General features: G+C 41.8%; 22 protein-coding genes. 8 read left to right on the top strand and 14 right to left on the bottom strand.

Annotated features, from left to right (window positions below; translation table 11 throughout):
* The first annotated feature begins 31 nt into the window (after nt 1-31).
* Entirely contained in the window at nt 32-730 is a 699-nt protein-coding gene (locus tag CDG76_RS19355) for a class I SAM-dependent methyltransferase (RefSeq protein WP_223265294.1), read from the top strand.
* A 135-nt stretch (nt 731-865) separates the two neighbouring features.
* On the opposite strand, the gene CDG76_RS39145 is transcribed toward CDG76_RS19355, so the two are convergent.
* Nucleotides 866-988 carry a hypothetical protein gene (locus tag CDG76_RS39145; RefSeq protein ID WP_262984344.1) on the bottom strand — a complete coding sequence of 41 codons (123 nt, stop codon included), beginning with the start codon at nt 986-988 and terminating at the stop codon, nt 866-868.
* A gap of 611 nt (nt 989-1,599) precedes the next feature.
* Between CDG76_RS39145 and CDG76_RS19345 the strand changes: the two genes are divergently transcribed.
* The gene (locus tag CDG76_RS19345; protein WP_094348222.1) at nt 1,600-2,508 is read left to right on the top strand and encodes a transposase family protein; all 909 of its coding nucleotides are present in this window, start codon (nt 1,600-1,602) and stop codon (nt 2,506-2,508) included.
* Nucleotides 2,509-2,640: 132 nt separating this feature from the next.
* On the opposite strand, the gene CDG76_RS19340 is transcribed toward CDG76_RS19345, so the two are convergent.
* Nucleotides 2,641-4,503, bottom strand: a complete 1,863-nt coding sequence (locus tag CDG76_RS19340) for a mechanosensitive ion channel family protein (protein WP_223265293.1) — start codon at nt 4,501-4,503, stop codon at nt 2,641-2,643.
* A gap of 586 nt (nt 4,504-5,089) precedes the next feature.
* On the opposite strand from CDG76_RS19340, the gene CDG76_RS37455 reads away from it, so the two are divergent.
* Nucleotides 5,090-5,314: a hypothetical protein gene (locus CDG76_RS37455; RefSeq protein WP_190240906.1), complete on the top strand. Its 225-nt coding sequence runs from the start codon at nt 5,090-5,092 to the stop codon at nt 5,312-5,314.
* Between the two features lie 65 nt (nt 5,315-5,379).
* Here CDG76_RS37455 and CDG76_RS19325 read toward each other — a convergent pair whose 3' ends face one another.
* Complete coding sequence (locus CDG76_RS19325) at nt 5,380-5,997, bottom strand: hypothetical protein (RefSeq protein WP_094350578.1); 618 nt, start codon at nt 5,995-5,997, stop codon at nt 5,380-5,382.
* A 156-nt stretch (nt 5,998-6,153) separates the two neighbouring features.
* Here CDG76_RS19325 and CDG76_RS19320 point away from each other — a divergent pair, with 156 nt between their 5' ends.
* On the top strand, nt 6,154-6,909 hold the full coding sequence (locus tag CDG76_RS19320; protein ID WP_094350577.1) for a TspO/MBR family protein: 756 nt from the start codon (nt 6,154-6,156) through the stop codon (nt 6,907-6,909).
* 504 nt (nt 6,910-7,413) lie between these two features.
* Here CDG76_RS19320 and CDG76_RS19310 read toward each other — a convergent pair.
* The gene (locus CDG76_RS19310; RefSeq protein WP_094350575.1) at nt 7,414-8,391 is read right to left on the bottom strand and encodes an aromatic ring-hydroxylating dioxygenase subunit alpha; all 978 of its coding nucleotides are present in this window, start codon (nt 8,389-8,391) and stop codon (nt 7,414-7,416) included.
* Between CDG76_RS19310 and CDG76_RS38465 the strand changes: the two genes are divergently transcribed.
* A complete protein-coding gene (locus CDG76_RS38465; protein WP_223265292.1) occupies nt 8,356-8,541 on the top strand; it encodes a histidine kinase dimerization/phospho-acceptor domain-containing protein in 186 nt (61 codons plus the stop codon). The genes CDG76_RS19310 and CDG76_RS38465 overlap by 36 nt on opposite strands.
* Here CDG76_RS38465 and CDG76_RS39665 read toward each other — a convergent pair.
* From CDG76_RS39665 to CDG76_RS36295, 9 genes are all read right to left on the bottom strand, one after another.
* Nucleotides 8,489-8,668 carry a histidine kinase dimerization/phospho-acceptor domain-containing protein gene (locus tag CDG76_RS39665; RefSeq protein WP_442946381.1) on the bottom strand — a complete coding sequence of 60 codons (180 nt, stop codon included), beginning with the start codon at nt 8,666-8,668 and terminating at the stop codon, nt 8,489-8,491. The genes CDG76_RS38465 and CDG76_RS39665 overlap by 53 nt on opposite strands.
* A 687-nt stretch (nt 8,669-9,355) precedes the next feature.
* A complete protein-coding gene (gene rppA / locus CDG76_RS19300; protein WP_094350574.1) occupies nt 9,356-10,093 on the bottom strand; it encodes a two-component system response regulator RppA in 738 nt (245 codons plus the stop codon).
* Between the two features lie 367 nt (nt 10,094-10,460).
* Complete coding sequence (locus CDG76_RS19295; RefSeq protein WP_094350573.1) at nt 10,461-13,925, bottom strand: leucine-rich repeat domain-containing protein; 3,465 nt, start codon at nt 13,923-13,925, stop codon at nt 10,461-10,463.
* A gap of 225 nt (nt 13,926-14,150) precedes the next feature.
* Nucleotides 14,151-14,258, bottom strand: coding sequence for a PIN domain-containing protein (locus CDG76_RS38460; RefSeq protein ID WP_223265290.1), 108 nt, complete (start codon nt 14,256-14,258; stop codon nt 14,151-14,153).
* The gene (locus CDG76_RS39140) at nt 14,251-14,385 is read right to left on the bottom strand and encodes a hypothetical protein (protein ID WP_262984343.1); all 135 of its coding nucleotides are present in this window, start codon (nt 14,383-14,385) and stop codon (nt 14,251-14,253) included. Before CDG76_RS39140 ends, CDG76_RS38460 begins: the two co-directional genes overlap by 8 nt.
* Before the next feature lie 145 nt (nt 14,386-14,530).
* Nucleotides 14,531-14,740, bottom strand: a complete 210-nt coding sequence (locus CDG76_RS19285) for a hypothetical protein (protein WP_073641323.1) — start codon at nt 14,738-14,740, stop codon at nt 14,531-14,533.
* A 640-nt stretch (nt 14,741-15,380) separates the two neighbouring features.
* The gene (locus tag CDG76_RS19280; protein ID WP_094350572.1) at nt 15,381-17,972 is read right to left on the bottom strand and encodes a chloride channel protein; all 2,592 of its coding nucleotides are present in this window, start codon (nt 17,970-17,972) and stop codon (nt 15,381-15,383) included.
* Nucleotides 17,973-18,351: 379 nt separating this feature from the next.
* Nucleotides 18,352-18,492, bottom strand: a complete 141-nt coding sequence (locus CDG76_RS37450; RefSeq protein ID WP_190240905.1) for a hypothetical protein — start codon at nt 18,490-18,492, stop codon at nt 18,352-18,354.
* Between the two features lie 125 nt (nt 18,493-18,617).
* Nucleotides 18,618-18,983, bottom strand: coding sequence for a hypothetical protein (locus CDG76_RS36295; protein WP_143854123.1), 366 nt, complete (start codon nt 18,981-18,983; stop codon nt 18,618-18,620).
* A 394-nt stretch (nt 18,984-19,377) separates the two neighbouring features.
* Between CDG76_RS36295 and CDG76_RS19275 the strand changes: the two genes are divergently transcribed.
* Entirely contained in the window at nt 19,378-19,833 is a 456-nt protein-coding gene (locus CDG76_RS19275; RefSeq protein WP_094350571.1) for a DUF4288 domain-containing protein, read from the top strand.
* Nucleotides 19,834-20,063: 230 nt separating this feature from the next.
* On the opposite strand, the gene CDG76_RS19265 is transcribed toward CDG76_RS19275, so the two are convergent.
* Nucleotides 20,064-20,561 (bottom strand): DUF6174 domain-containing protein, encoded by a 498-nt coding sequence (locus CDG76_RS19265; RefSeq protein WP_094350570.1) that lies wholly within the window; start codon nt 20,559-20,561, stop codon nt 20,064-20,066.
* Between the two features lie 430 nt (nt 20,562-20,991).
* Here CDG76_RS19265 and CDG76_RS19260 point away from each other — a divergent pair, with 430 nt between their 5' ends.
* Both CDG76_RS19260 and CDG76_RS19255 read left to right on the top strand, forming a co-directional pair.
* Nucleotides 20,992-22,317: an MATE family efflux transporter gene (locus tag CDG76_RS19260; RefSeq protein ID WP_223265289.1), complete on the top strand. Its 1,326-nt coding sequence runs from the start codon at nt 20,992-20,994 to the stop codon at nt 22,315-22,317.
* 610 nt (nt 22,318-22,927) lie between these two features.
* The gene (locus CDG76_RS19255; RefSeq protein WP_094350568.1) at nt 22,928-24,121 is read left to right on the top strand and encodes an MFS transporter; all 1,194 of its coding nucleotides are present in this window, start codon (nt 22,928-22,930) and stop codon (nt 24,119-24,121) included.
* Nucleotides 24,122-24,435: the final 314 nt, after the last annotated feature.

Genomic DNA, 24,435 nt, shown 5'->3' with positions numbered 1-24,435 from the left:
ATCGCTTATGTTTTAAAGGAGAAGATTGTTCGTGCTATTTGAGCGGCGTTATATGGACGAGAATGAAAAACGAATCCTTGACTCATGGCAGATGAATGCTAAATTATGGACACAAGCAATTCGTAATCAACAAATTGAAAGCCGTGCGATCGCCACAGATGCCGCTATAGTTAAAGCAATAACCCAACTTAATCCAAAAACATTCTTAGATATTGGATGCGGTGAGGGATGGTTGTCTCGACAGCTTTTTTCTTTAGGAATTGATGGCTGGGGTGTTGATTTTTGCGCCGATCTCATCGAGACAGCAAAGGATAGTGGTGATTCTCGTTTTGTTGTTTGTTCGTACTCGGATCTTGCATCACAAAGATTTAGCACAATTAACTATTTCTCTTGCTTGATTTGCAACTTTTCAATTTTAGGCGAATGCGCTCTTGATGAGATCGCTAAGGCAGGTCATAGTCTGTTAGAAGACAAAGGCAAAATAATCATTCAAACACTTCACCCGATAATTGCTTGTGGTGACTCTACATACTCCAATGGGTGGCGCGAAACTTCATGGCAACCAAATGCAGATCGACCATTCTACCCTACTCCTTGGTATTTCAGAACCCTGGAATCATGGATCGACGAATTCCATGCTTTGAATTACCGATTGCTAAATTTATATGAGCCATCCGATCCTAAGACAAATAAACTAATTTCCATTATTTTTGTCTTTGAACGGGAGTAAAGTATTAAACAGATTTGCTCTATTTAGCTTTTCCCTTTAACCGAGCAGTATTGTGTTGTGCAGCATCTATTTCTGTGTTAAACCGCAGTACCAAGTATGGAAATTATCCAAATTCAAATATTGGAAAAGTTGGATCTAAAAAGCTTCACCTGTGAAGTTATAACCTTTCTCTGCACTCGCGATCGCTATCAATTTGATAGCTTCTGCTTGGTTAGCTGCTGCTTTTATTTGCTGTTGTAATTGTGCGTTTTGCAGCAATTATTTAATTTGGTGTAGCATAGGTTTGTTCTCCATTTTTATTGACTTATTTGTACAGCAGAGATTGCGCGCTTGTTTGGGGCGGTGTTCTCTGCTTTTCTGATTTGAATTTAGAAAGAAATACGGGAGAATTAAGTAGGTCGGCGTAAATAATTATTGTTGCAATAAGGCAGGGGGCAGGGAGCAGGGGGCAGGGGGAGAAAGAGTTTGAGCTTTATTTACTTTTGTTTACATAGTTTGGTTTTATTGCACCGACTTACTTAGGGGAAATAGTTACGATTGCGGAAAAATTTTTCAGCACAGATTAATATCATGTCCGCATAATTAGTTATGATTCCCACAGTCATTGCACCCCTGACCGCTCTTCGGGAGGGGAGACAAAGCGCAGCTTTGGCGGGGTGGGGTTCTTGGGGTTTAGTAAGTAATCAAGCGGACATGATATAATTCGGGAATGACATCGATATCCATCGAAATGCGCGATGTATTTCTGCCTCACAATTGATTTTCCAGAGTTTTACTGTAGATCCTCCTGTTTGGAGTCAATAGACCTATCCTTAATATAAGCTTTGTGGGATAATCAACCAAGAATTAAGAAATATGTATATTGAATAATGACAAGTCCTCTGGCAAGAATTGAATCACATCCGCAAGAAGCAAAGCGATTAATCGGTATTGATTATGAGCAATTTTTAGCATTAGTAAGTTTAGCGGAAAAATGCCATTTAGAAAAACGTGCAGAAATCGAAAGGAATAAAACTCGTATTATTGCCCCTGGGGGTGGACGAAAACCGGAGATATCTTCAAAAGAAGGGATCTGCTTATGCCTAATTTATCTTAGACAAAAACCAATTTTTGAAATATTAGGTTTACTCTTTGACATCTCCAAAACAAAAGCTAATGATACATTTAATTATTGGGTAGAAATTTTAAGAGAAGTTTTACCAGCCTCTCAAATAGAAGAAGTAGAAAAAGATAGCAAAAAATATCAAAATTTACGTAAAATACTTGGTGAATACGAATTAATTGTAGATAGCGCAGAGCAAGCCATAGAAAGACCTATGGACTACCAAAACCAGAAACAATATTATTCTGGTAAGAAAAAAATGCACACTCTAAAAAATCAGTTTATTGTGCTGCCAAAGGGAGAAGATATTGTTGATGTATATGTTGGTAAATTAGGTAAAACAAGCGATATAGGTTTATTTCGAGAAACACGGCATAAATTCAATGTTGAACAAAAGTTTATTGGTGACAAAGCTTATATCGGAGATAATGCAATTACTACACCACATAAAAAACCCAAAAAATCAGAGATTTCACAACTGCAAAAAGAACAGAATAAACAATTATCTTCACGGAGAATTGGTGTTGAACACATGATATGTCGAGTGAAAATATTTCGAGTAGCGAGTGAGAAATTTCGTTTATCTCGTCATCGCTATAATCGGGTAATAATGGCAGTATGTGGACTTGTCAGATTGCGACTTAATTGCTCATGGTTTTTATCTGTTAATAATTGAGTTTATCGGGAAAAAATAAATTTTCACTCTTTCTATCTTTTCCTTGCTAACTGATAAATTAGCTCGATTAATTCCCCTAAAGCCTTATTCTTGCGTCCACCAAGCGCAAGCGATCGCAAGCCATTAAAATCGCTAAAAGCATTGTATAGTAAACATTTCAGATTTTTGGATAAGTCTAATGAATGCATCCTTTGCTATAGATACATCCAAATCAGTGTTGTAACTGATCCATTGCGGTCTGCCGATCTGGATATTGTTTGCTTCAAAGGCTAGCCGCACCCGTAGACGGAACTCTCGCCCCACATACCATTGTTCCATTGGTGCCGTTTTAATCCAGACGCGCACTAACATACCTGTGTGTGAGAGGTCATCAATCCCCAGCACTTCGGGCAATTCTAGCAGGCGATCGCGCCATTCTGGTTCGCTATACAATTGCTGGGATACTTGCCTGAGAATCTCTAAAACATACTTCGGGTCGTTTTCATAGGCCACCACAATAGAAAAGTCTACCCGCGACCAAAGGCGGGTTAAGTTGTTGACATCAGTGATATTGCTATTAGGAATGGTAATTAACTTACCTTCGCCATTGCGTAGTTGAGTCACGCGTAGGTTGAGATTTTCCACCAGTCCGCTTTTATTCCCAATCTCAATCACATCTCCCACAGCAAATTGATCCTCCATCAAAATTAAGCACCCATTGACCAAATCTTTCATCAAACTTTGGGAACCAAGGGAAATTGCAATACCGATAACAGCACCCCCTGCCAAAATTGAACTAGTGGGTACATTAAAAATGTCTAGAGTCCGCAAGATACCGAAGGTAATGAAAACAAAGGTGATTAATCCTTTTAGTGCCCCGGAAACTGTTGCAGATCGCAGGGCAATCCGTTGAGTTTCACTCAAAGGGAGAGAGGGATGGGTTGTCCAGACATCGGTGATGTAGTCAATTAAGCTTTTGCCAATACGAATCACAACACTGATGAAAAACCAAATAATCAGCAGCGCGAGGGGACGGGCTAAAGCGTCACTCCACCATCTCATCAGGTAGGGGACGCGAGACATGATTACCACAATCCCGATGTACCATACGAGAATAAACGCCCAAAACAGTAGCAAGGTGAGAAAAGAATAGATCCCCAGTTGGCGCTTGAGAGTAAACTGTCGCTGGATGATTTCTAGAAATTGCGATCGCTGGTGGGCGATGGTGTGTGCCTCTGGTTCGCTGGTGTCGATTGCCTGAATATTGGCCGATATTTCTGCCTGAGAGCGTTTGACCGCAGCCTGTTTTGCCTCAGCTATATGCTCTTGATAACGAGCTTGCAATACCGTCTGTTTGCGAATTAGAGTTCGCCGCAGGAACCATAAGACAACACTGCCCAACACCAAGCCGATGCTGATTTGTAGTGCCTGCCCAACCCGTTGAGACAATACCTTAGGTGAGAAGAGTCGCTCGATGCGTTCCACTTCTGCTTGTAATATTTTTTGCCACTCCTGGGCCAATTCCTCCAGTGTTTTCCCATGATAGTCAGCATCTGGCTCTGTCACTGTCACCAGCCTTAAAGAACGGGTCATTTGATTGTCATTGAGCTGGAGGATTAGGCGGTTATTCAGGGTGGCAACAGAAATTATAGGAGTTTGTTTGGCTTTGTCGGCTCTATCGAGCGCTCGCATCAGCCGTTGCGTAATTTCTTCAGCACGTACTTCCACAGGAAGACTTCCCTCTGGCGGTTCGTCGCGATTAAAAACAGTGGGAGAGACAACCTTAAATAAAAGGTTTTTGTCTAGTGGTGAATTCACGTCGGCAATTTCATATTCACCGAGACGGGTGACGCCTTTAGGCGGTTTGTGCGGATCGTTAGAAGCGGCGGTGGGTGACGAGGGCAGTTGACTGTAGGCGATCGCACCCCAGCCAAACACCATTGCGATCGTCACCACAATGATTAGCACAAACCGAATTGTTAGACGCTGCAAGCGATTAAACGAGAGTATAATCATAGAGAACTCGCAGAGATTGCTGTGAGCATCAAAAATTTCAGGGTTTTCAATTTCATAGACTTGTTATCTTGGAGGGTTTTGTTACTGGAGTTTAGATTAGTTCTCCGTGCAAAACTTTTGAATTGAAAATGGTTTGTTCAATGTTGAGATTTAGAGAAAAATAACAGCTAACAGCTTGACTATGATATTTGATTAGCTTAAAGCTTTTCTGCACACAAATATTACAATACTCAGTGCTGAGTCAGGGCCAGATGATAAAGGTCGTTGGCGATTCTACAAGCCTGAGAATGTCTCAGACGATGCAATGCAAGCCCAAGGTTGCACAAACGTTGGTCTTGGTGGTTCGAGTGGTGCAAATTGGCGCTGTCCTCGTGAGAGGATTAGGGTAGAAGCGGACAACAGACCTTAAGATTAAGGATTTAGAATATCTGACTGTCTGATTGGTATATAAAACAAATTTGAAAGCTTGAATCCTAACAAAATTCTTAGTCGATAAGCTTAAATATACCGATTAGACAGTCAGGAGAAACTCTGGAAACTGGATGGTACTCTACTCACTACTCTGGAAGGACATGAAGAACGAGCGTTGGATGTTGCCTTTTATCCTGCTACTAAAACTAGACGCACACTGCTAGCATCTGCCGGATTAGATGATGTTGTGATTCTCTGGCAACTAGATTGGGTTTTGGATATTAACCAGATATTGCACTATGGTTGTATCTGGGTACAAGATTATTTGCAAACGCATCCATACCAGAGCGATCGCTTCGCTCTTTGTCAGGTGGAAAAAACATTGAACCAAACTAAGTGATAGAGGCACGACCCTAGTGGATGGACAAACTCATGCTGGGTGGATATATTAAGCGAAATAAGCTACTAACTACAATAAGCCAGACTGCTTAATCCAGGAGTATTTACTAAGTCAGTATTGACTATCCAACCATTACCAGATAATTCTCCAGGGAAACTTCTGGAAAGGTTGATTTCTACCCAAATGTAATTTTCAGATTTATATGACTTAACTATATTACCTGTAACCAAGTTCACGAACACAACTGTGTTTGGATAAAGTGTTGTAATAAAAGGTTCTTTTGTACTTGGTTGGCGACGTATAGTTTCCTGTCGTACAATTTGCCGACATACACTGCCAATAGTAGGTTTACTCGATACATTTTGAGCGTTGTTATTCGGCTGACAAAATCTCAGTACAGCAGTTTGAATAAACCCTGAAGTCGGAGCTTTAATTCTGACAAATCTATCTCCACTAACTGGGATGTATGCTAAAGTAATCCTTGTTTTTGCCGACAATATTCTGATAGTATGGGATGATGTTGAAGGTTCTTTGAAAATTGGAGTATTTACTTTAGTTGCACGACAATTTGACTGTGCAGAATTAAAGGGAGTCTGCGCGATTTGAGCAAATACAGGTACACTCAGAGCAAACGTAGCAATATTTACGAGAGTAAAAATATACAATAACTTCTGAAATTTCACGTTTTTTCCTCAATATCAGTTATGAGAGACTGTACATTAGATTCGGAACTTATAAACTCTGATGTTAAAAGAGCCTAACCAAATTATTTTTAACTATTAGAATATCATATAATGACTTATTACTACTAATTACCAACTACGCGCCATCTCTTAATTATGAATAAATCCAACAATAGTGGAATAGTTGAACAGTTTGTTAATACAGTGATGGGGGTAAAATCTGGGAATCAACAACAGTCTCTAAACACATCAATAGCGACTACACAAGAACTAGATATCAAAGCAGTTTTAGTTTATACACTAGGGACTATCTTACAAATATTAGTCATGAGCCTCGTGTTATTGGGAATGGAAAAATTAGTAATGTTGATTGATAACAATTATTCTTTTTCCAGTTGGTTTAGCACCTTATTGACTGGATTATTTTTTGCTGTATTAAGTATCCGTTCTCGAATTTTTTCTCTTTTAGATAATACCCGTTCTCGTCAGACCTATGACCAGGTAATCAGACCAAGATGGTCGCCTCCACCTTTAGTATTTCCCATAGTTTGGATGATAATTGCTGTTTTGCGGGTAATTTCTTCTGTATTGGTTTGGCAGCAAATGAATCACCAGTTTTTAGTATTGCCTTTAATTTTGTTTGTGGTACATTTGGCTTTAGGGGATACTTGGAATACGATTTTTACTGTCGAACGGAGATTAGGTGCTGCTGTACCTGTAGTGATTTTAGGCCCTTGGTTATCTGCTGTTGTGGTGACGGCAATTTATTGGCAAACTAATCCTATAGCAGGAATGACTTTATCATTTTCTTGTGTGTGGTTAACTGTAGCTGCTGTTTTGGTATTTAGAATTTGGCAATTAAATGGATCTGAGCCATTGTATCCTTTAAAACTAACACCTGTGGATCAATAAATACCCAAAATTCACCTTGAGATGAAAGCCAATTCAAGATACATAAAAAACGGTAGAGCAGTTAACAATAGACCTCTTGCAAAAATCGTTGAATCACCCCTCCCCAACCCTCCCCGTATGTATTGGGGAGGGAGCAATATTTCAAGTTTCCCCCCTTTATAAGGGGTGATTGGGAGCAATGCGATTTTGTGAGCAGGGGGAGCAGGGGATGCAGGGGAGGCAGGGGAAGAGAAAGAAATAAGTGTATTTAGAGCTATAACGGTCATAAAAAATACTAAAGTTTTCTCTTCACTCCCCCTGCTCCCCCTGCTCCCCCTGCCTAAGAAAGCTCTTTTCACGAGGATCTCACTTTTTCGCGTTGCTCCCGGGGTGATTAAGGGAGGTCGATTCGACTTATGCAAGAGGTCTAATCTACCGTTTTTTAAAATCTTTAAGGGAGTTAGCTTCTAAACTAATTTTATCTAAATCTTTTTTCTTAATCATAATGACAAGCATCGCTAAGTTCTAAATAGTGCCGAAAGTAACACCCTGTAGTTTGAGCCACTTTCGGTATGCTATAGAATAGCGATCGCTCGGTAAATGTACTTCTGATTGCAAATCTAAAGGTAAGCGTCGGGGTTGCTGGGACTCGACAATGGCAATATCTTGACTAGCAACTTTATTTTGAATATCTAGATACACTTCCACTTTTAGTTCGCGGACACTGTTTACCATTAACCAATATTGCACCACGCACTCATCTTCATCGACTGGTGTAATTGTATAGAAGATATTTAAACGACGATCTCCAGGCCCAAGTTTAAAGTATGCCACTAGCGGACGGAAAATGCGGTAATCGTAAGTGTTGAAAATCATTGGTGCAGAAAGAGGATTACCGGAATTAAAATCTAGTTCCCACAAACCACATTTGAAACTAATCCTATCTGGAAGAGACTCTAATTCATAGTGCGTCAACTCAGGACGACTGGCGTGGGCAAATAATCCCGAATGCATAATTGGGAAGTGTGCCGGATCGATGAAATTTTCCAGCACCCGCAGAGGGCTAGAGTGATAGTAGTAAGGGCCACAGAAAATCTTTTGATAGACCGGATCGTACCACTCAGAAAACGGAGCTATGTCTTGTTTTGGTGTCCCTAAACAAACCCAGAGCAGATCGTAACGCTCTTGAACTTGGTAAGTTTTAACACAAGCTTCGGTGGGGGGCGATTGTTCGGGATTAGCCGGAACTTGTACACATTTTCCCTCGCTATTAAAGGCTAAACCGTGGTAGGGACAAACAAGAGTCTCTTTGTTGACATATCCTAGAGAAAGACGGGCACCACGATGAGGGCAAACGTCTTGCCAAGCTAAAACTTTGTCGCCATTATGCCAAAGCACTATATTTGAGCCTAATAAGCGCTTGTGCAGAACTGTTCCAGGTTGGAGGTCTTGCGATCGCGCTATTACATGCCAATCATTCAGCAAAATCTGGTCTTGCACCATGAGTTTCGCACACCTTTAGCAGCAATGTACTCTACTATTGAAGCTGCTATCAAGTTACAACAAGAACCAAAAGCCAATGGGGGAATTTTAGATATACTCAAACGCCAAAATCGGCGACTATCANTGATAGTCGCCGATTTTGGCGTTTGAGTATATCTAAAATTCCCCCATTGGCTTTTGGTTCTTGTTGTAACTTGATAGCAGCTTCAATAGTAGAGTACATTGCTGCTAAAGGTGTGCGAAACTCATGGGCAGCATCAGCAGTAAATTGTTGCATTTGTTGGTAGGAAAGATATACAGGTTGCATTGCCCTTCCTGCCAACCACCAACTAGACAAACCAACGAAAATCATGGAAATTGGCAATCCCAACACCAAAGCTAATCTTAAATAAGTAAGATGTTGGTCTAAATCAGTGATACTACGCGCTACTTGTAGATAACCCGAAACGTGGTTTTGAGTATACAAAGGTAAAGTGATTTCGCGGTATCGAGTGCCAGAGTAATCTGTTAATATCTGCCAATTATGTAATGTTGAGGCAATCGGTAACTTGTCAAACTCCATGCCTCCACTGGCAAAAAGTTTTCCTGAGCGATCCAATAAACGGATATAGTAATTAACTGGATTCGCCGCTTCTGCGATCGATTTTTTAATGGATGTTGTTTTAGGCAAACAATTAGTCTGAGCCACACATAATTCTAAAGAAAATTCTTCAGCAAGGCGTTGTAATTGTCCGGGTTGTTGCCAAGCCGGTTCAATACTTTTATGGAGTGCGTTGGCGACTGATTGCAATCCCTGGTCTATGGTTTCATAGTAGGTATGGGCAACCACACTATAAACTCCCAAACTAGATAGCCCTAAAATACCGCCCATGACAAGGGTATACCAAGCCGCAAGCCGCAACCGAGTTTGGTGGAAAATGGGATTGCGTTCCATATTTTTAAACCCTTGCTGAAAGTATTGCTGTCAAGTTAGCAAAATATCAGCAGCATGAATATTTAGGCGATAGCCCACACCATAAATAGTTTCAATTAAAGATTCGCTGTCTTCTTCTCCTAATTTGCGTCTCAATAAGCGAATTTGTGCTGCTACTACATTGCTAACTGGTTCTGCACCAATTTCCCAAAGTTGATTGATAATTTGGTCGCGGCTGATAATTTGGTTAGGATGCCTGATGAAATATTCCAATAATTGAAATTCCTTGGTAGTTAGCGAAAACACTTGTTTTTCTCCGTGAACATACTCACGAATAACTTGATGAGTGCTGTAATTGAGCGTCAGACAACCTACTTGTAAGCGTCGGGGTTGGACTTGAGGTGTCAGCGTTGCTCCTACGTAAGAGGCTCGCCGTTGTAATGCTCGCAATCTTGCCAACAGTTCTGCCATATCAAACGGTTTAACTAAATAATCATCCGCACCGCTATCTAGACCAATAATCTTTTCTTCCATCCGGTCTTTAGCCGTTAGCATTAATACAGGTAGAGTTAATTGGCGATCGCGCAACCATTTACACAACTCTATCCCCGATACTCCAGGCAGCATCCAATCAAAAATCGCTAGTGTATACTCAGTCCAGCCAGTTTCTAGATATTGCCATGCCTGATTACCATCTAGAAACCAGTCAACTATATATGCCTCATGGCTCAGGACTTGTTTGATTGCTGCACCTAAATCTACTTCATCCTCAACTAATATAAGCCTCATTGTCAACGCATTGCTAAGAGGTTGTTTGAAAAATAGTTGGCTGTAATTTTAATTACATTATTACCCCCCTTAATCCCCCCGATGTATTGGGGGGAAACAAGAAAAATCTGGTTCCCTCCCCTTGTAAAGGGGAGGGTTAGGGTGGGGTAAAGAATGTACTTCATTTAGATGCAAAATGCTGTATACCATCATTATTAATGAACTTATCCCACTATTCTAAAAATGCCTACTTCTTTTAGGAAAATGTGCTTCAAAAGCTTGATTTTTCGTTTTTTATTCTCAATAAGGTTAAGCTTTTTAGCATAAATTTTATTAGTGGGATAGGTTCATCTAGAATAGGTTGCATCGCTTCTGGAGTTAGAAAAGTCTATTTACCAGAGGGAAGCTTTAGTTCGATATTTAATTTGTTCCCTATTTCCATAACATTGTTTGTAAAATCTGTCATACTTGCGATCGGGGCAGCAACTACAGTAGCAGCAGTTAATAAAGCTACTAAACGCTTTCTAAGTTTGGGTAAATTGCGTTCTTTTTCTGGCTTTTGAATTTCTACTTCTACATCATCAATATCAATTATCATGTCGTCGCGGGTTTCTGGTGGGAATTGGGCGGCAGTTTGGCGCAGGTTGCCGATCAGTTGCAGAATTTCGCTGATGTTTGCGCCGCTTGTTTGGTTGAAGTTAGAGGCTTGCTGACTGGCGTTGTCTTTGACTTCGTTGGCAAAGTTGGCGATGTTTGCGCCTTGAAGGTTGTTTGTGTTTTCTGTCATGGGTTTATATTCTCCTTGGTGGTTGTTATTGTAAATCTTGTTGACAATTGTGAAGCGATCGCTTTCTGGATCTACTTTTTGTATTTTCTGACGCGATTCTCGTGATTCATAGCCATCTAGTAGTTGACGGATATTGATGTTTATTTTGAGTTTACCGATTGGATATTCAAGAACGCCCATCGCTTCGAGCCCCAGAAGTTCTTGGTAATCGAGGGGCGGATGTTTGGGGTGATTGGGGACGGGAACCCATTCGGTGATTTCGAGATTGGGGAGACTTTTGTGGATTTTTTTGAAGACATCGCGGAGGATGCCGAGAAATAAGCGCCGGGTTTCTTTGCGTCCGCTAATGGTGATGAAGATTTTTTTGTCTTCGGGATCGGCTTTGATCCGAGCGATGTTGTAGATTTCGTTGTTTTCTTGATATTGCAGCATTACGCCACTGCGCCAATAGATTTGGTTATGAATTTTTTCGTGGGTGATGACGATGAAGCGGGAGATGATGCTTTCGGGGAGAACTTTATAATGGTATTGAAATTCCAGGGTTTCATCTTGGAGTTCTGTTTCGTCTGGTTGGTCTTTAGGCAGAAGTCCCGCAATCAGAAATTGTGGTGGGTAACATTCTAGTGCAAAGCAAAGCTCAAATTCTTTCATCAGCCCGATTAGATAGCCGTGACGCTTGGTGGGGTATCGCTCTGGATTGAGGATGCGGGTAAAATCGGCAGGGGTGAAAATGCCTTTGGTTTTAGTTTTAAGGTTTTCATCGCTCAGGAGCGCGTAAATGCCTTCTGTAACCCAGTTGGGTTTGAGGACGTTGGTATCTTTGAGGATGGGATGATCGCGGAAGTTGAGAACTAAGCCAAGCCGATGGAGGAGATCGATGAGTTGCTCTTGGTTTTGTTCTTCGGGAATTTTGTTTTCGTAGCAGATGCGGAGGTAGCGGTTGTAGCTGATGAAGTCTTCAGTCATGGATTCGAGTTGTTGTTTAACCTCAAACCATGTCAGGGGTAGAAGATCGTAGACTTCTTTGAGTTTGCCGACTTGCTTCAAAATGGCGGTGCGAAGTTCATCAATGCCAATATTGTCTTGGCAGGAGGTTTCGATAATCGCTTGGATGTTAGGATATTTTTCGCGTAATGCCTTGCGGTTGATGTCGAGCGGTTGTTCGTCTTTTTTGTTGCCAACGATAATCACGGGGGACTGTCCGCCGAAACTTTCGATTAGTTTCAGCCAATATTCGATGCGGTTTTCTTCTTCGCTGGTGCGACAATTACAAACTAGGAGATAGAGGCTGCGCTTAGTCAGAAAAAACTGATGGGTGGCATGATAAATTTCCTGTCCGCCAAAGTCCCAAACATTGAGGCGGATGTCTTTGCTATTGACCGACACGTTCCAAGTTTCCACATTGAGTCCGTCGGTTTGGGATTGATTTTTGTTATATTTATTGCGGATTAATCGCTCGATAAGGGATGTTTTGCCGACGCTGCCTTGTCCGATGAGCAACAGTTTGGCTTCGTTGAGTGGACGCACTTCACCGCTACGGAGTAATCGCAAGTAATTGAAAATATCTTCAACTGAACCAACATCATCAGAAGATCCTAAAATCTCTGGTGAAATAGGAAGCGGATTTCCCCGTAAATCTAGTATTTCCAATTTCGGCAAACTTTCGATCGCCTCTGGAATCTGGGTTATTTGGTTGTTACGGAGGTCAAGCTGCGTCAGATTGGTTAATTTAGCGATCGCCTCTGGAATCTGGGTTATTTGGTTGTTACGGAGGTCAAGCTGCGTCAGATTGGTTAAATTCGCGATTGCCTCTGGAATCTGGGTTATTTGGTTGTTACGGAGGTCAAGCTGCGTCAGATTGGTTAATTTAGCAATCGCCTCTGGAATCTGAGTTATTTGGTTGTTATGGAGGTAAAGCTCCGTCAGATTGGTTAAATTCGCGATCGCCTCTGGAATCTGAGTTATTTGGTTTGAACTCAGGTAAAGCTCCGTTAGATTGGTTAAATTCGCGATCGCCTCTGGAATCTGGGTTATTTGGTTTAAACTGAGGACAAGCTGCGTCAGATTGGTTAAATTCGCGATCGCCTTTGGAATCTGAGTTATTTGGTTGTTATAGAGGTAAAGCTGCGTCAGACTGGTTAATTTCGCGATCGCCTTTGGAATCTGAGTTATTTGGTTAGAACCGAGGTCAAGCTGCGTCAGATTGGTTAAATTCGCGATCGCCTCTGGAATCTGGGTTATTTGGTTGTCACTGAGGACAAGCTGCGTCAGATTGGTTAAATTTGCGAGCGCCTCTATAATCTGGGTTATTTGGTTGTTATGGAGGTGAAGCTGCGTCAGACTGGTTAATTTTGCGATCGCCTCTGGAATCTGGGTTATTTGGTTGCGACTGAGGTGAAGCTGCGTCAGATTGATTAATTTTGCGAGCGCCTCTGGAATCTGGGTTATTTGGTTGCGACTGAGGTGAAGCTGCGTCAGATTGGTTAATTTTGCGAGCGCCTCTGGAATCTGGGTTATTTGGTTGCTACTCAGGTAAAGCTGCGTCAGATTGGTTAATTTTGCGAGCGCCTCTGGAATCTGGGTTATTTGGTTGTCATAGAGGACAAGCGCAGTTAGATTGGTTAATTTTGCGAGCGCCTCTGGAATCTGGGTTATTTGGTTGTCATAGAGGACAAGCGCAGTTAGATTGGTTAAATTAGCGATCGCATCAGGTATTTCAGTTAGCTCTACTCGAATTAAGATAAGTTCCTCTAAATGTAGTATTTGCGTTACCACATCGGGAATGCTCTCTAAAGGATTGCCACTAATATCTAACTTACGCAAATTAGGCAAACTCAATAGTTCGAGTGGAAGCGTTTTTAAATTGTTGCCCGAAACCTTTTGGAGATCGTGGTCTCCCACTTTTTCATAACCTTCAACCTCCTTTCCCAAAATCAAAGACTCAAGCTGCTTCAACTTACCAATTTCCACAGGTAACTCAGTCAACTCCTGCCCCGACAAGTCTAACTCTTGCCAACCCTCAGCCACGGCGCGATCTATCAGTTGCAATAACTCTTCCTGCGTCATAATTCCAAGGAGAAGGGTAAAAGGAAAGAAGGTTGATGAAGATTATCTTAACTGATTAGGGAAAAATGCTAGACCATGATTTTTTGGCGATCTGTCAGTTCGCTGTTTGGGATATTGTGGATTTAGGCGTAGGCGTAGCCCGCACTTCGGCTGCGCTCAGTGGCCGTCGTAGACATCGGGTCTTGAGATGATGGGAAAAGCGATCTCAAAACATAATAGCTATCATTACCAATGCTCTATAACCAATCCATCCACATAATCAAAATCTGAATCATCGGTAACAAGCACCCAACCATGTTCCAGACAGTGCGCTGCAATCCAAACATCATTCAATAGGAATTGGTCGCCCTTTGCGCTTCAAACCCAAACGAGTCTGAGCATAGATAACTGCCGTTCGCTTTTCCACAGGCACAACCGCACAAACTTCTATAAACTCCAAATATCGAGGAAGATTTTTCAACGGTCGAGTCGAGTTCTCAGCCCCAAACAGTAACTATCCTACTACTACGACCGACAAAAATATTTCTGGTAACGCCAACACCCTTGAAACAACATCAGGATCGCCATTCAGAAAACGTACTGCAACAGAAGTATCTAACGCAATTTCACCACTCATTTAAATCAACCTGACGACAATCAGTTTGAATTGCTTTCTGTAAATCAGCCGCCTCATCATCACTCAAAATACCCGCAAATTTTGCTAGAGGATGATGACTACGCGTTGTCTGAACCCGATGCAAAAAATCTAACATTACTTTGACTAACTCATCTGGAAGCTCTGCAATTTCTTGGATAAGCTGCTCGCGGCTAGTCATACATTTGCCCTCTTTAGCAAAGTTTATCGTCAATATTATAACGAACACTAAAGATTTGCGGTGCGTTACGCTGGCGTGACAAAGCTAAATTGTTGCAATCATGGCGATACCTGCGGTGGTCACTGAGCTTTGTCGTTCGCGCAGCGTCTCGTAGAGAAGTGCTGGCTACGCTTACGCATTTGTTGATTTAGCGATCGCATTTGTTATTTCGGAGTACTCATTTGTTGATTTGGCGAACTCATTTGTTATTTCGGAGTACGCATTTGTTGATTTGGCGAACTCATTTGTTATTTCGGAGTACGCATTTGTTGATTTGGCGAACTCATTTGTTATTTCGGAGTACGCATTTGTTGATTTGGCGAACTCATTTGTTATTTCGGAGTACGCATTTGTTGATTTGGCGAACTCATTTGTTATTTTTGAGTAAAGCAAACGCTCCCTTTACCAAGGCTACGGTGTATACACAAGTCTGAAATAGCTGATTAACCAAGCTTTTACCCCACCCTAACCCTCCCCTTGGAAAGGGGAGGGAACTAGATTTCTTTTTCCCTCCTTTCCAAGGGGGGATTAAGGGGGGTAATTCGACTTCTGTGTACACCGTAGCCCAATAAACGGGGGGATTAAGGGGGGTAATTCGACATCAAGTTTTAACCATAATCACTGTACAATTACTCTTGCGAGAAATATTCTCGGCAATATTTCCTTGAATCGCTTGTTGCAGTAGACTTTCACGGCTAGCTCCCAGGACAATCACATCACTGTTGTCAAGTTTTGCACAATTAAGAACAGCATCAGAAACAGAATTGGCGCGAACGGGAGTAGCCATCACTTTACCACTAACTCGGCGTTGCAGAAAGCGAACAGATTTATCTAGTAATGTTGTGTCAGGAATGGAGTTAGTCGGCTGGAAAACCTGACATAGCTTGATTTGGGGCGATGTACTTAGAGAAGCAAGAGCAGGTAATAACTTAATTGCTTGGCTGGAGTTAGGGCCGCCTGCCATTGGCAACAACCAACGGTCAAAGGATCTTTTATCATCTAATTTAGCCAAGATAACATCACAACCTGCCTGTCGAATTATGGTATCCACCACTCGGCTAAAAACTCTACCAGGAGTTGATGTAGTGCCTTTCCATCCCATCAGCACCAAGTCAATGTGTCGTTCTTTGACAGTCTCCAAAATTGCCCCAGCAACATTATGGGCAACTCGGATCTGGGTGTGAACAGGAATCCGCGAATTCTCTCCTAAAAGTATTGCCCGTTGCAAAAGTTGAAGACTTTTGCTGATTTGTACTGGTGTTTCCGATGGAATGCGGCTAGACGAAACGATAATGACTTGTAAGCATTCTATTTCGTAATTGCGATCTTTGGCGATCGCAACTGCCATTTCTAGTAAAGTCTCGGCTGTCTGTGGATGTGAAAGTGGTACTAGCAACCGTCCTTTGCCTGTAGCCGGAGCGCGAGTTTGGTAGACCACATAAGAAGGTGCTGATTTACGTTCTATTTGTTCGCTATTACCACTTAGTTGCTCTGCTTCTACACGGATAATATCACTACGAGTAATAATTCCTATGAGCTTGCGGCCTTCTGTAACAGGCAAGCAGCTAAGATGATAACGATTGAGTATATGCAGTACATGAGCCAGTGTAGCTGTGGGAGTTACTGTCACTGGCTCTGGTGTCATAATCTCGCTAATAGTTGTATCTTTGCCTAATTGTTCTGAAGCAATATTAACTAAATCTTTTTGAGTGACAATACCAACAACTTTACCATTTTCTAAAACAGGAAAGTTGCGATGGTGAGAGTGGGAAAATGCCTGTACTGCTTCATCAGTACTCATTTGACTAGAGAGAGTTTCCACACGTCGTTGCATCACATCTACAGCACTCAGTTGCGCCAGAAGCCCCTCTGTGGTCGGCTCCTTGGTGATGTGAATCCCTTTCCACTCTAGTAGAAGGTCGTAGAGCGATCGATGGTCAATTTTTTCTGCGACTAAATAGGCAACCACAGACGCAATCATTAGCGGTAGCACCAGATTGAAATCAGTTGTCATCTCAAATACAATGACGACTGCTGTAATTGGTACTTTGGAGACAGCGCTAAAAAAGGCAGCCATGCCGACATGAGCATAGACTGTTGCAGCACTCATTCCCAGTAAACTGTGTTCGACAGCACCCACTAAGTAACCAAGGGCAGCTCCCAAGGCTAAGGTGGGAACTAGTAAACCCCCTGGCGCTCCAGAGCCGTAGGTAAAAATAATTAGGGTAAACTGAACTAAAAGAGCGATCGCGGCAAATGACCAATTAGCACTACCCACAAGCAAAATTTCTCTCAGCCCAGCATGATCGCGAAAGGCAGCAGGTAAAAAGGCGATCGCCACACCACTGACTAACCCAGCAATTCCAATTCGCCAGGATAAACTCAACCTTACCAAACGGCGGTTAATTGCTAGACTTCCAAGAATACCTTTATTAAATAGAATGCCTAGAAGTCCCGCCAGCACTCCCAAAATCAAGTAGAAAGGGATTTCCTGAGCGAAGAAAGTTGTATCGGGAAGACCTAAATTTAGATGATTCAGATCCAGGCTGTGACTACCATAGAGCCGGGAAATGACTGAAGCGATGAAAGAAGCCAAAATCGCAGTACCAAGAGTGATACCTGACACATCTTGGAGTAATTCTTCGACTACAAAAAGCACACCTGCGATCGGTGCATTAAAAGCCGCAGCTAAACCAGCCCCGGCTCCAGCGGCGATCAGTTGGCGACGATGCTCTGGTGAAGTCGGTGCCCAATTACTCAGTTGATTTGCCAAGGCTGCCCCAATTTGGACAGTTGGTCCTTCCCGTCCCAAAGGCATTCCCGAACCCAACACTAATGTCGCGCCGATCAACTTCACCAAAGCAATCCGCAGATTTAACGGCATCGGCACGCGAGCCAATACTGCTTTGACTTCAGACATCCCACTACCTGATGCTTCCGGTGCAAAGCGCTCTACTAGCCAACCAGCTAAAAGTCCCCCTACTAGTCCAATACCTGGTAGCACCAAGTAGGCAGGTAAAAGGTAAGAAACACGCACTCGCAATGCACCTGCCCAATCCACTGCCTGTCCTAACAGAACTGCCGCTAATCCAGAAACTAGACCAATCAGGCAAGCTTCCACGAAAGCCAAGCGCCTGGGTTGAACCAACTGACGAGAAAGCCTCAACCAGAGAATTTTACCCCTGGCTAACATATTTTTAGCAATCACTTGTCATCAATGAAGGTATATAAATGTCTGAAATGTCTTACCGTTCACCCTATTCATAGCTTTTCGTAAAAAAATGAAATCAGAATGAAATTTTTCTATGCCTAAAGATAGATATAGGACTCGTATTTGATTTTTGAAAAAAAACTCAGTACACTTTTATTCCTTCTTCCCTGTTCCCCGTTCCCTGTTCCCTCCCTACGCAAATAATTTCGGGAATAAAAGCGGATTCCTATATGTGCAGTAGAGGTACAGTTATTTATAATGTTTTATACTTAGAATTATTGGAGAACTATTCTCGCTTCAAAACTGTTGTGTTCAAGTTGTCCTCTGTGATTTAAGGGTGAAGTTCTAGGTATATAGGCTATCAGCCAACTCTCAATACTGTTCGGTTAAAGTAAGAGACATGATGAATCGCCGTCTCGACAATAATTAGTCTTTTGTAGAGACGGCGATTTATCGCATCTTTGTGATGATTTATCGCATCTAATAGAACAAAATTGACCATGAGTTTATTAATATCACAGATATTCCGCCAACCCGTGAGATGATTCAAAACTGGGTAAAGTCTTTGGGTTTGCGTTAGGATTTACGCATAAAGATTGTCTAGAAAAATTGAGTGTGAATTTACTATTAACGCTGCCAATCATACATTAATCGTCCATGACGATCGCGCACAAGTTCCCATTCTCCATGACGATATCGTTGTCCGTGATAACGTATAGAGCGATAGCGTCGTCTATAATAATGGTGTCGATTCCTCTGGCGTTGATAATAATATCTTCCAGTTCGTTGCCGTCTATGATAACGTCGTCGATTCCGTCTGTGAGCTAACAAAAACTCTTCACTTTGCTCTCCACCTAATTTTGTTTGTGCGTCAATACTCTGTTCATTGAGAACATTGTTGAGAGTGTTCTCTTTGGCTTCAACCAAAGTAGGTGGATACATGAAGGCTAATAACAGGAACGCAATTGAGGATAGCTTTTTGAAACGGTTCACGTCTTTGCTTTTTCTAAACTATTGGTAATCATTTTATTTAATACTTAAGTTTAGTAATTATATAGTTCAAAATTCACAAACTTGAGGAACGCAAATGTAATTGAAAGTACATTTATAAGACTCTGATTTTATCAAGGAAGGCAGGAGGCAGGAGGAAAACTGCCCGGTTGTTGAGCGTAGTCGAAACGCTGTTTCCTGCCGTGACCAAAGGGAACAGGGGTTTAAGACCCCCACCAAATTAAAAATTTGGTGGCTTCTTTTCAGGAGGGGTTTGAATCCCTAACTGAGGTGAACCTTCTGCCCTCTGCCTCCTGCCTTCTGCCTTCTGACTTCTTCAAATCGCTTGTTATAGTTGCTTTAGCATTATTAGTAAAAATTTTGAGTTTTATAAGCAATGGCATACATTCCAAAGAATGCAAAGTGGTATATCGCTGAATTGGTAATCGAGTGTAAAGTTGAGGGAAATCCACATAATGTTGTTCATGTAAATATTGTTCTTGTCCGTGCTTCTTCACCAGAAGAGGCTTTTGAGAAAGCCGAAGAACTTGGTTATCAAGAGAACAGCACATATCTCAATCCCAAAAATCAAACCGTAACTTTTACTTATAGAGGCTTACGGCATCTCGATGTGATTCATGATGAATTAGAACATGGTGCTGAACTGATGTTTGAAGAAAAAATTGGTATACGTGAAAGCGAGTTACAACAAATACTGACTCCAAAATCTCAGCTAGCTATTTTTCGTCCGTTAAAACCAATAGATCCATCTAAGCCAGACTATAGCAGTAAAGAAATTATGGATGAAGTCGCAAAAATGATGAGTGGCGATGGTGTTATTGAAAGACTTTAAATACTTCAACCCAACAATGTATTCGCCATCCTAAACCTTTATAGAGCTAACGTCATAAATACGCTGTTCGGATCATCAATGTAGTCAGCAAAAGAGCCTCGGTACTCGAACTCATACCCTGTATACAAAGCTCGTTCTGGGGCGAACTCTGGAATTGCCCCTGTTTCCAAATACAAGCGATCGTAAGCACGCCGTTCGGCTTCTTTTATAATGTGTTCAAGAAGCCATAGTTAATTAGTTTTTTGCAGATTGCTAATTGTAAAAAATATTTCATCATCAGCGATCTGGCTATTATAATTAATGTTAATTTGAGTTGGATAACCAAGTATTGGATCGTATTGTACAGTCAAGTTTGCTGCTTTACGAATCAGCGCATCCCTAATGATATCAAAGAGTTTAGGAATTGTATTATATTGTTTAAACAATTCTGCATCAGCTGGTTTTTGAGTTGCTTTATAAGTAATAGAACTTGTGACTCGATTACGTACTTTAATAATCACTGGTTCTGTGGCTTTAGGTAAACAATAGCAACTTCTCATGAATTCATAGCGATAGTTAGAGATTCTTTGCCGTTTCCATAATCGGTAATTAATCTTAAATTGTTCTAAGGCTAAACTACTAGGCGCAGGCGTTTTGGCTACCTGTATAGGAGGAGGTTGAGATATTACAGGTGCACTAAAACCTAAAGATGCCACTAAAACAGCACTAATTGCAATTGGTAGGCGCATATAAATCCATTCTTAACTGCAACTGTTTACTTTAACGTAGCTTCAAGATGATTGCCAAAACATTGAAATTATTTGTGACACTCAAAGCTGGCATGGGGATTTTCAGCTTTATTGGCGATCGCAATGTGGATAATCTGCTTGAAGGTTGCTTCGGGGGATAAACGATCGCCCACACCGAATATTCTAAAACTTTATCCCACAAAAGATAGGTGTCGTGTTAGTTTTACCTGGTTGCAATTCATCTGCTGTTAAGTCTTTCCTGCGGAACGCTGCACTAACCACTATGACGAGAGTCCTCTGACTCCATTAAAATAGATTCAAGTTCTCAGGAGCAATATCTCCTGAACATGGGTTTAGATTTTGGAAAAACCCTTTGTTCTTCACATCGGGTTATCAGCTGTATATGTTTTCTGAAGTTAAAAAATGTCTTATGTTAGCCGTACCTTTGGCAGCGGCACAACTGGCTCAATCTGCAACTGGTTTTGTCGATACGGTAATGATGGGCTGGTTGGGAAGTCAAACCATTGCATCTGGAGGTTTGGGAACTGCTATCTTTACTTTTTGTCTGTTGATTTTTGCTGGTATCGTTTCTGCTGTCAGTCCCTTAGCTGCCCAAGCATACGGAGCCGGAAATAGAGAAAAAGTTGGCACAATTGTCCGGCTTGGATTAGGGATATCTCTGCTGCTAGGAATACCAATTACATTGCTGCTTTACAATGGAGGTGCTTTACTACTTTTACTAGGACAGGATGCTAAGACAGTAGCACTAGCAGAGATTTATTTAAGAGCGATCGCACTGGGCTTTATTCCTGGTTTGGGCTTTGCAGTACTTAAAAGCTTTCTTTCTGCTCTGTTGCAACCGCAATTAGTGATAGTGACTGTGGTTTTGGGTACTTTGTTGAACATCACAGCTAACTATGTGCTGATGTTTGGCAAACTGGGATTCCCCGCGATGGGTTTAGCTGGTATCGGTTGGGCAAGCACGCTTTCACTTTGGAGTATGTTTGTGGCTTTGGCAGTTTATATATATAATCAGCCTCGCTTTGCAGTTTACGGTATTTTTCGATCTACCTCTCACGAAGCTTTTCCTCTAGAGCATCGCCGGATCGTTGGCGAGATTTTTCAGGTTGGATTGCCCATCGGGGGTCTGATTACGGTCGAAGCCGGACTGTTCACTGTTGTCACTTTGTTGATTGGACAATTGGGAACAAATGCCCTCGCTGCCCATCAAATTGCTTTACAAACAATTTCGATATCATTCCAGATGGCACTAGGCATTTCTTTAGCGACAACAATTCGTGTTGGACAGTTAGCCGGACAGAATGACCTAGTTGGCACTCGTCTAGCTGGATATGTAGGCATTGCCATTGCAGCTTTAGCTATGGGTGTAGTAGGCATTGCATTTTGGCTAGTACCAAAGTCAATTATTTCTCTTTATATTGACATCAACAATCAGAACAATGCAGATGTGGTTGCCCTCGCGGTAAAATTGCTAGCAGTCGCGGCAATTTTTCAAATAGTTGACGGTGTGCAAGTTACTGCCGCAGGAGCATTACGCGGACTCAAAGACACTCAAATCCCGATGTTGATTGGAATTTTTGCTTATTGGTGTGTTGGTTTATTCACTGGTTATACATTTGGGATCTCGTTGGGGTCTGGAGCTATTGGTCTTTGGTGGGGATTGGCTATTGGTTTAGCGATCGCTGCAATAATTCTAACTTGGCGGTTTAGCACCAGGAAAACTAATAACTATTGAAGAAGAAGTCAGGAGTCAGAATTCAGGAGTCATATCAAGTCCGGGTAATTAGTTGTGATTCCCATAGTCATTGCACCCCACCAAAGACCAATAGCTCCAGACCCCAACGAGATCCCAAATGTATAACCAGTGAATAAACCAACACACCAATAAGCAAAAATTCCAATCAACATCGGGATTTGAGTGTCTTTNACCCCCACCCCCTCCCCGCCGGCGGGGAACTCGGGGCCCCCTCTGGGGATTAGGGGCAGGGAGACAAAGCATAGCTTTGGCGGGGTGGGGTTCTTGGGTGTTTAGTTAAGTAATCAAGCGGACATGATATCAGAATTCAGGAGCGGAGCCGGAGACGCTCCGCCTCCGGTCAGAATCAAGACGCGACGCTCGGTCCTCTCTACAAGACGCTGCGCGAACGCGAACGCTACGCTATCCACTCTTTCGTTCAAAATTCATTCTGAATTCTGGCTCACCTCTCCTGCGGGAGACGCTGCGCCAACGGCTACGCTCAGGACAGGCTCGGCGACCACCTGACTCCTGAATTCTGTTTTGATAAATACAGATGAAGCTAAAGAGAGAAGTCCTCAAGCAACTAAATTATAGTGACTTAGGTTGAATGGAAAAACAAATCTCAGGTAACGGATTAACTAAATTTCAGGTACTGATTATGGCGATCGCATCTGGGGTGTGTGTTGCTAACGTTTATTATAATCAGCCAATTCTCAAAGATATTGCATCTTCTTTTCAAGTTAGTGAAGGTGAAGCGGGTAGCATATCTGTGCTTTCGCAAGTTGGTTACGGTTTTGGGCTTTTCTTTTTAATCCCCTTGGGCGATAAAATCAACAAAAAAACATTAATTCTTTCCTTACTTCTATGTTTGTTTTGTTTGTTGATAGCCATGACCTTTTCACAAAATATCGTCCAGGTTTGGATCTTGAGCGTAGCAATTGGAATTTCAACAGTCTCCGCTCAGGTTATTCTTCCCTTAGCAGCAAGTATAGATAGAGTAACTACAGGGCAAACTGTAGGCAGTATTTTTACTGGTATACTGATTGGCATTTTAGGAGCAAGAGTTTTTAGTGGATATATTGCTGAATCCTTTGGTTGGCGTTATGTATATGGATTTTCAGGAGTAATGATTTTAATTGTTACTGTCTTGCTCAAGATTTACTTGCCTAATGTAAATAATGAATATAGCGGTGATTATTTTGATTTATTAAAATCAACGCTTCAACAATTAAAACGTTTTTCCTTATTGAGAGAAGCATCTTTAATTGGAGGATTAATGTTTGGTGTCTTTTGCTCATTTTGGACAACGTTGACTTTCCATTTAAGCGGAGCGCCTTTTAATTTTCAATCTGACACAATTGGGATGTATGGCTTTGTGGCGATCGCAGGTGCATTAATGGCACCAATTTTTGGTAAATTAGCCGATCGAGGTAATTCCCAGCGTTCCTTAACTATTTCTGTATCTCTGGTGATTGCAAGTTTAGTAATTGCTAAAATTGCTTCTAATTCAGCCCTGGCGATCGCTGTTGCTGTATTGTTACTAGATGTAGGCGTACAGGCAATTCAAGTCACCAATGTCGCCAGGATATACACTCTTGATGCTCAATCGAATAGTCGCATCAACACAGTTTACATGACTACCTATTTTATTGGTGGTGCTGTAGGTACTAGCATTGGTCTATTATGCTGGCATCTTGGTGGCTGGAATTTGGTGACTTGGCAGATGTTAGTTTTTACTTTGATTGGATTTATTGTTATAGTCAGACCCAAAACCATTACGGCAAGCAGAAATAATAAATAATTAATTATGGCGATGCTATAACATCTGCGATTCAAGACTCACATTTAAACTTTAGCGTTGCTCTATGCTAACAACGTAGATTACTGTTATAGCGTTTCCTAATCAACATGAGGTACATCTTAGCCCCCTCTTCGCTTGCGGGGAGGGGGTTGGGGGTGGGGTTCTTGTACCTCACAAGGGCCGAGAACCGCTATACTGAGTCTTGTTGTTTTATCTTCACCACTTTACAGTGTCAAGAAAGGTTGTGATTTTAGGTGATTTACAAGAATAAATATACCGATGCCGTTGGTTTCGACTTCTCTGCGAGACGCTAC

Source organism: Nostoc sp. 'Peltigera membranacea cyanobiont' 210A, from assembly GCF_002246015.1.
In the GTDB taxonomy this organism is placed as follows: Bacteria; Cyanobacteriota; Cyanobacteriia; order Cyanobacteriales; family Nostocaceae; genus Nostoc.
Note: the sequence above shows the minus strand (reverse complement) of the source record. Positions and strands in the feature narration are given on the sequence as shown.

Bases quoted from the DNA above. Each gene is read 5' to 3' on its own strand.
- CDG76_RS19310 (WP_094350575.1), bottom strand. From the start codon at position 8,391: ATGGTGCAAGACCAGATTTTGCTGAATGATTGGCATGTAATAGCGCGA.
- CDG76_RS19255 (WP_094350568.1), top strand. From the start codon at position 22,928: ATGGAAAAACAAATCTCAGGTAACGGATTAACTAAATTTCAGGTACTG.
- CDG76_RS19320 (WP_094350577.1), top strand. From the start codon at position 6,154: ATGAATAAATCCAACAATAGTGGAATAGTTGAACAGTTTGTTAATACA.
- CDG76_RS19340 (WP_223265293.1), bottom strand. From the start codon at position 4,503: ATGATTATACTCTCGTTTAATCGCTTGCAGCGTCTAACAATTCGGTTT.
- CDG76_RS37450 (WP_190240905.1), bottom strand. From the start codon at position 18,492: ATGGTCAATTTTGTTCTATTAGATGCGATAAATCATCACAAAGATGCG.
- CDG76_RS19260 (WP_223265289.1), top strand. From the start codon at position 20,992: ATGTTAGCCGTACCTTTGGCAGCGGCACAACTGGCTCAATCTGCAACT.
- CDG76_RS19295 (WP_094350573.1), bottom strand. From the start codon at position 13,925: ATGACGCAGGAAGAGTTATTGCAACTGATAGATCGCGCCGTGGCTGAG.
- CDG76_RS19280 (WP_094350572.1), bottom strand. From the start codon at position 17,972: ATGTTAGCCAGGGGTAAAATTCTCTGGTTGAGGCTTTCTCGTCAGTTG.
- rppA (WP_094350574.1), bottom strand. From the start codon at position 10,093: ATGAGGCTTATATTAGTTGAGGATGAAGTAGATTTAGGTGCAGCAATC.
- CDG76_RS19265 (WP_094350570.1), bottom strand. From the start codon at position 20,561: ATGCGCCTACCAATTGCAATTAGTGCTGTTTTAGTGGCATCTTTAGGT.
- CDG76_RS19345 (WP_094348222.1), top strand. From the start codon at position 1,600: ATGACAAGTCCTCTGGCAAGAATTGAATCACATCCGCAAGAAGCAAAG.
- CDG76_RS19275 (WP_094350571.1), top strand. From the start codon at position 19,378: ATGGCATACATTCCAAAGAATGCAAAGTGGTATATCGCTGAATTGGTA.
- CDG76_RS19285 (WP_073641323.1), bottom strand. From the start codon at position 14,740: ATGACTAGCCGCGAGCAGCTTATCCAAGAAATTGCAGAGCTTCCAGAT.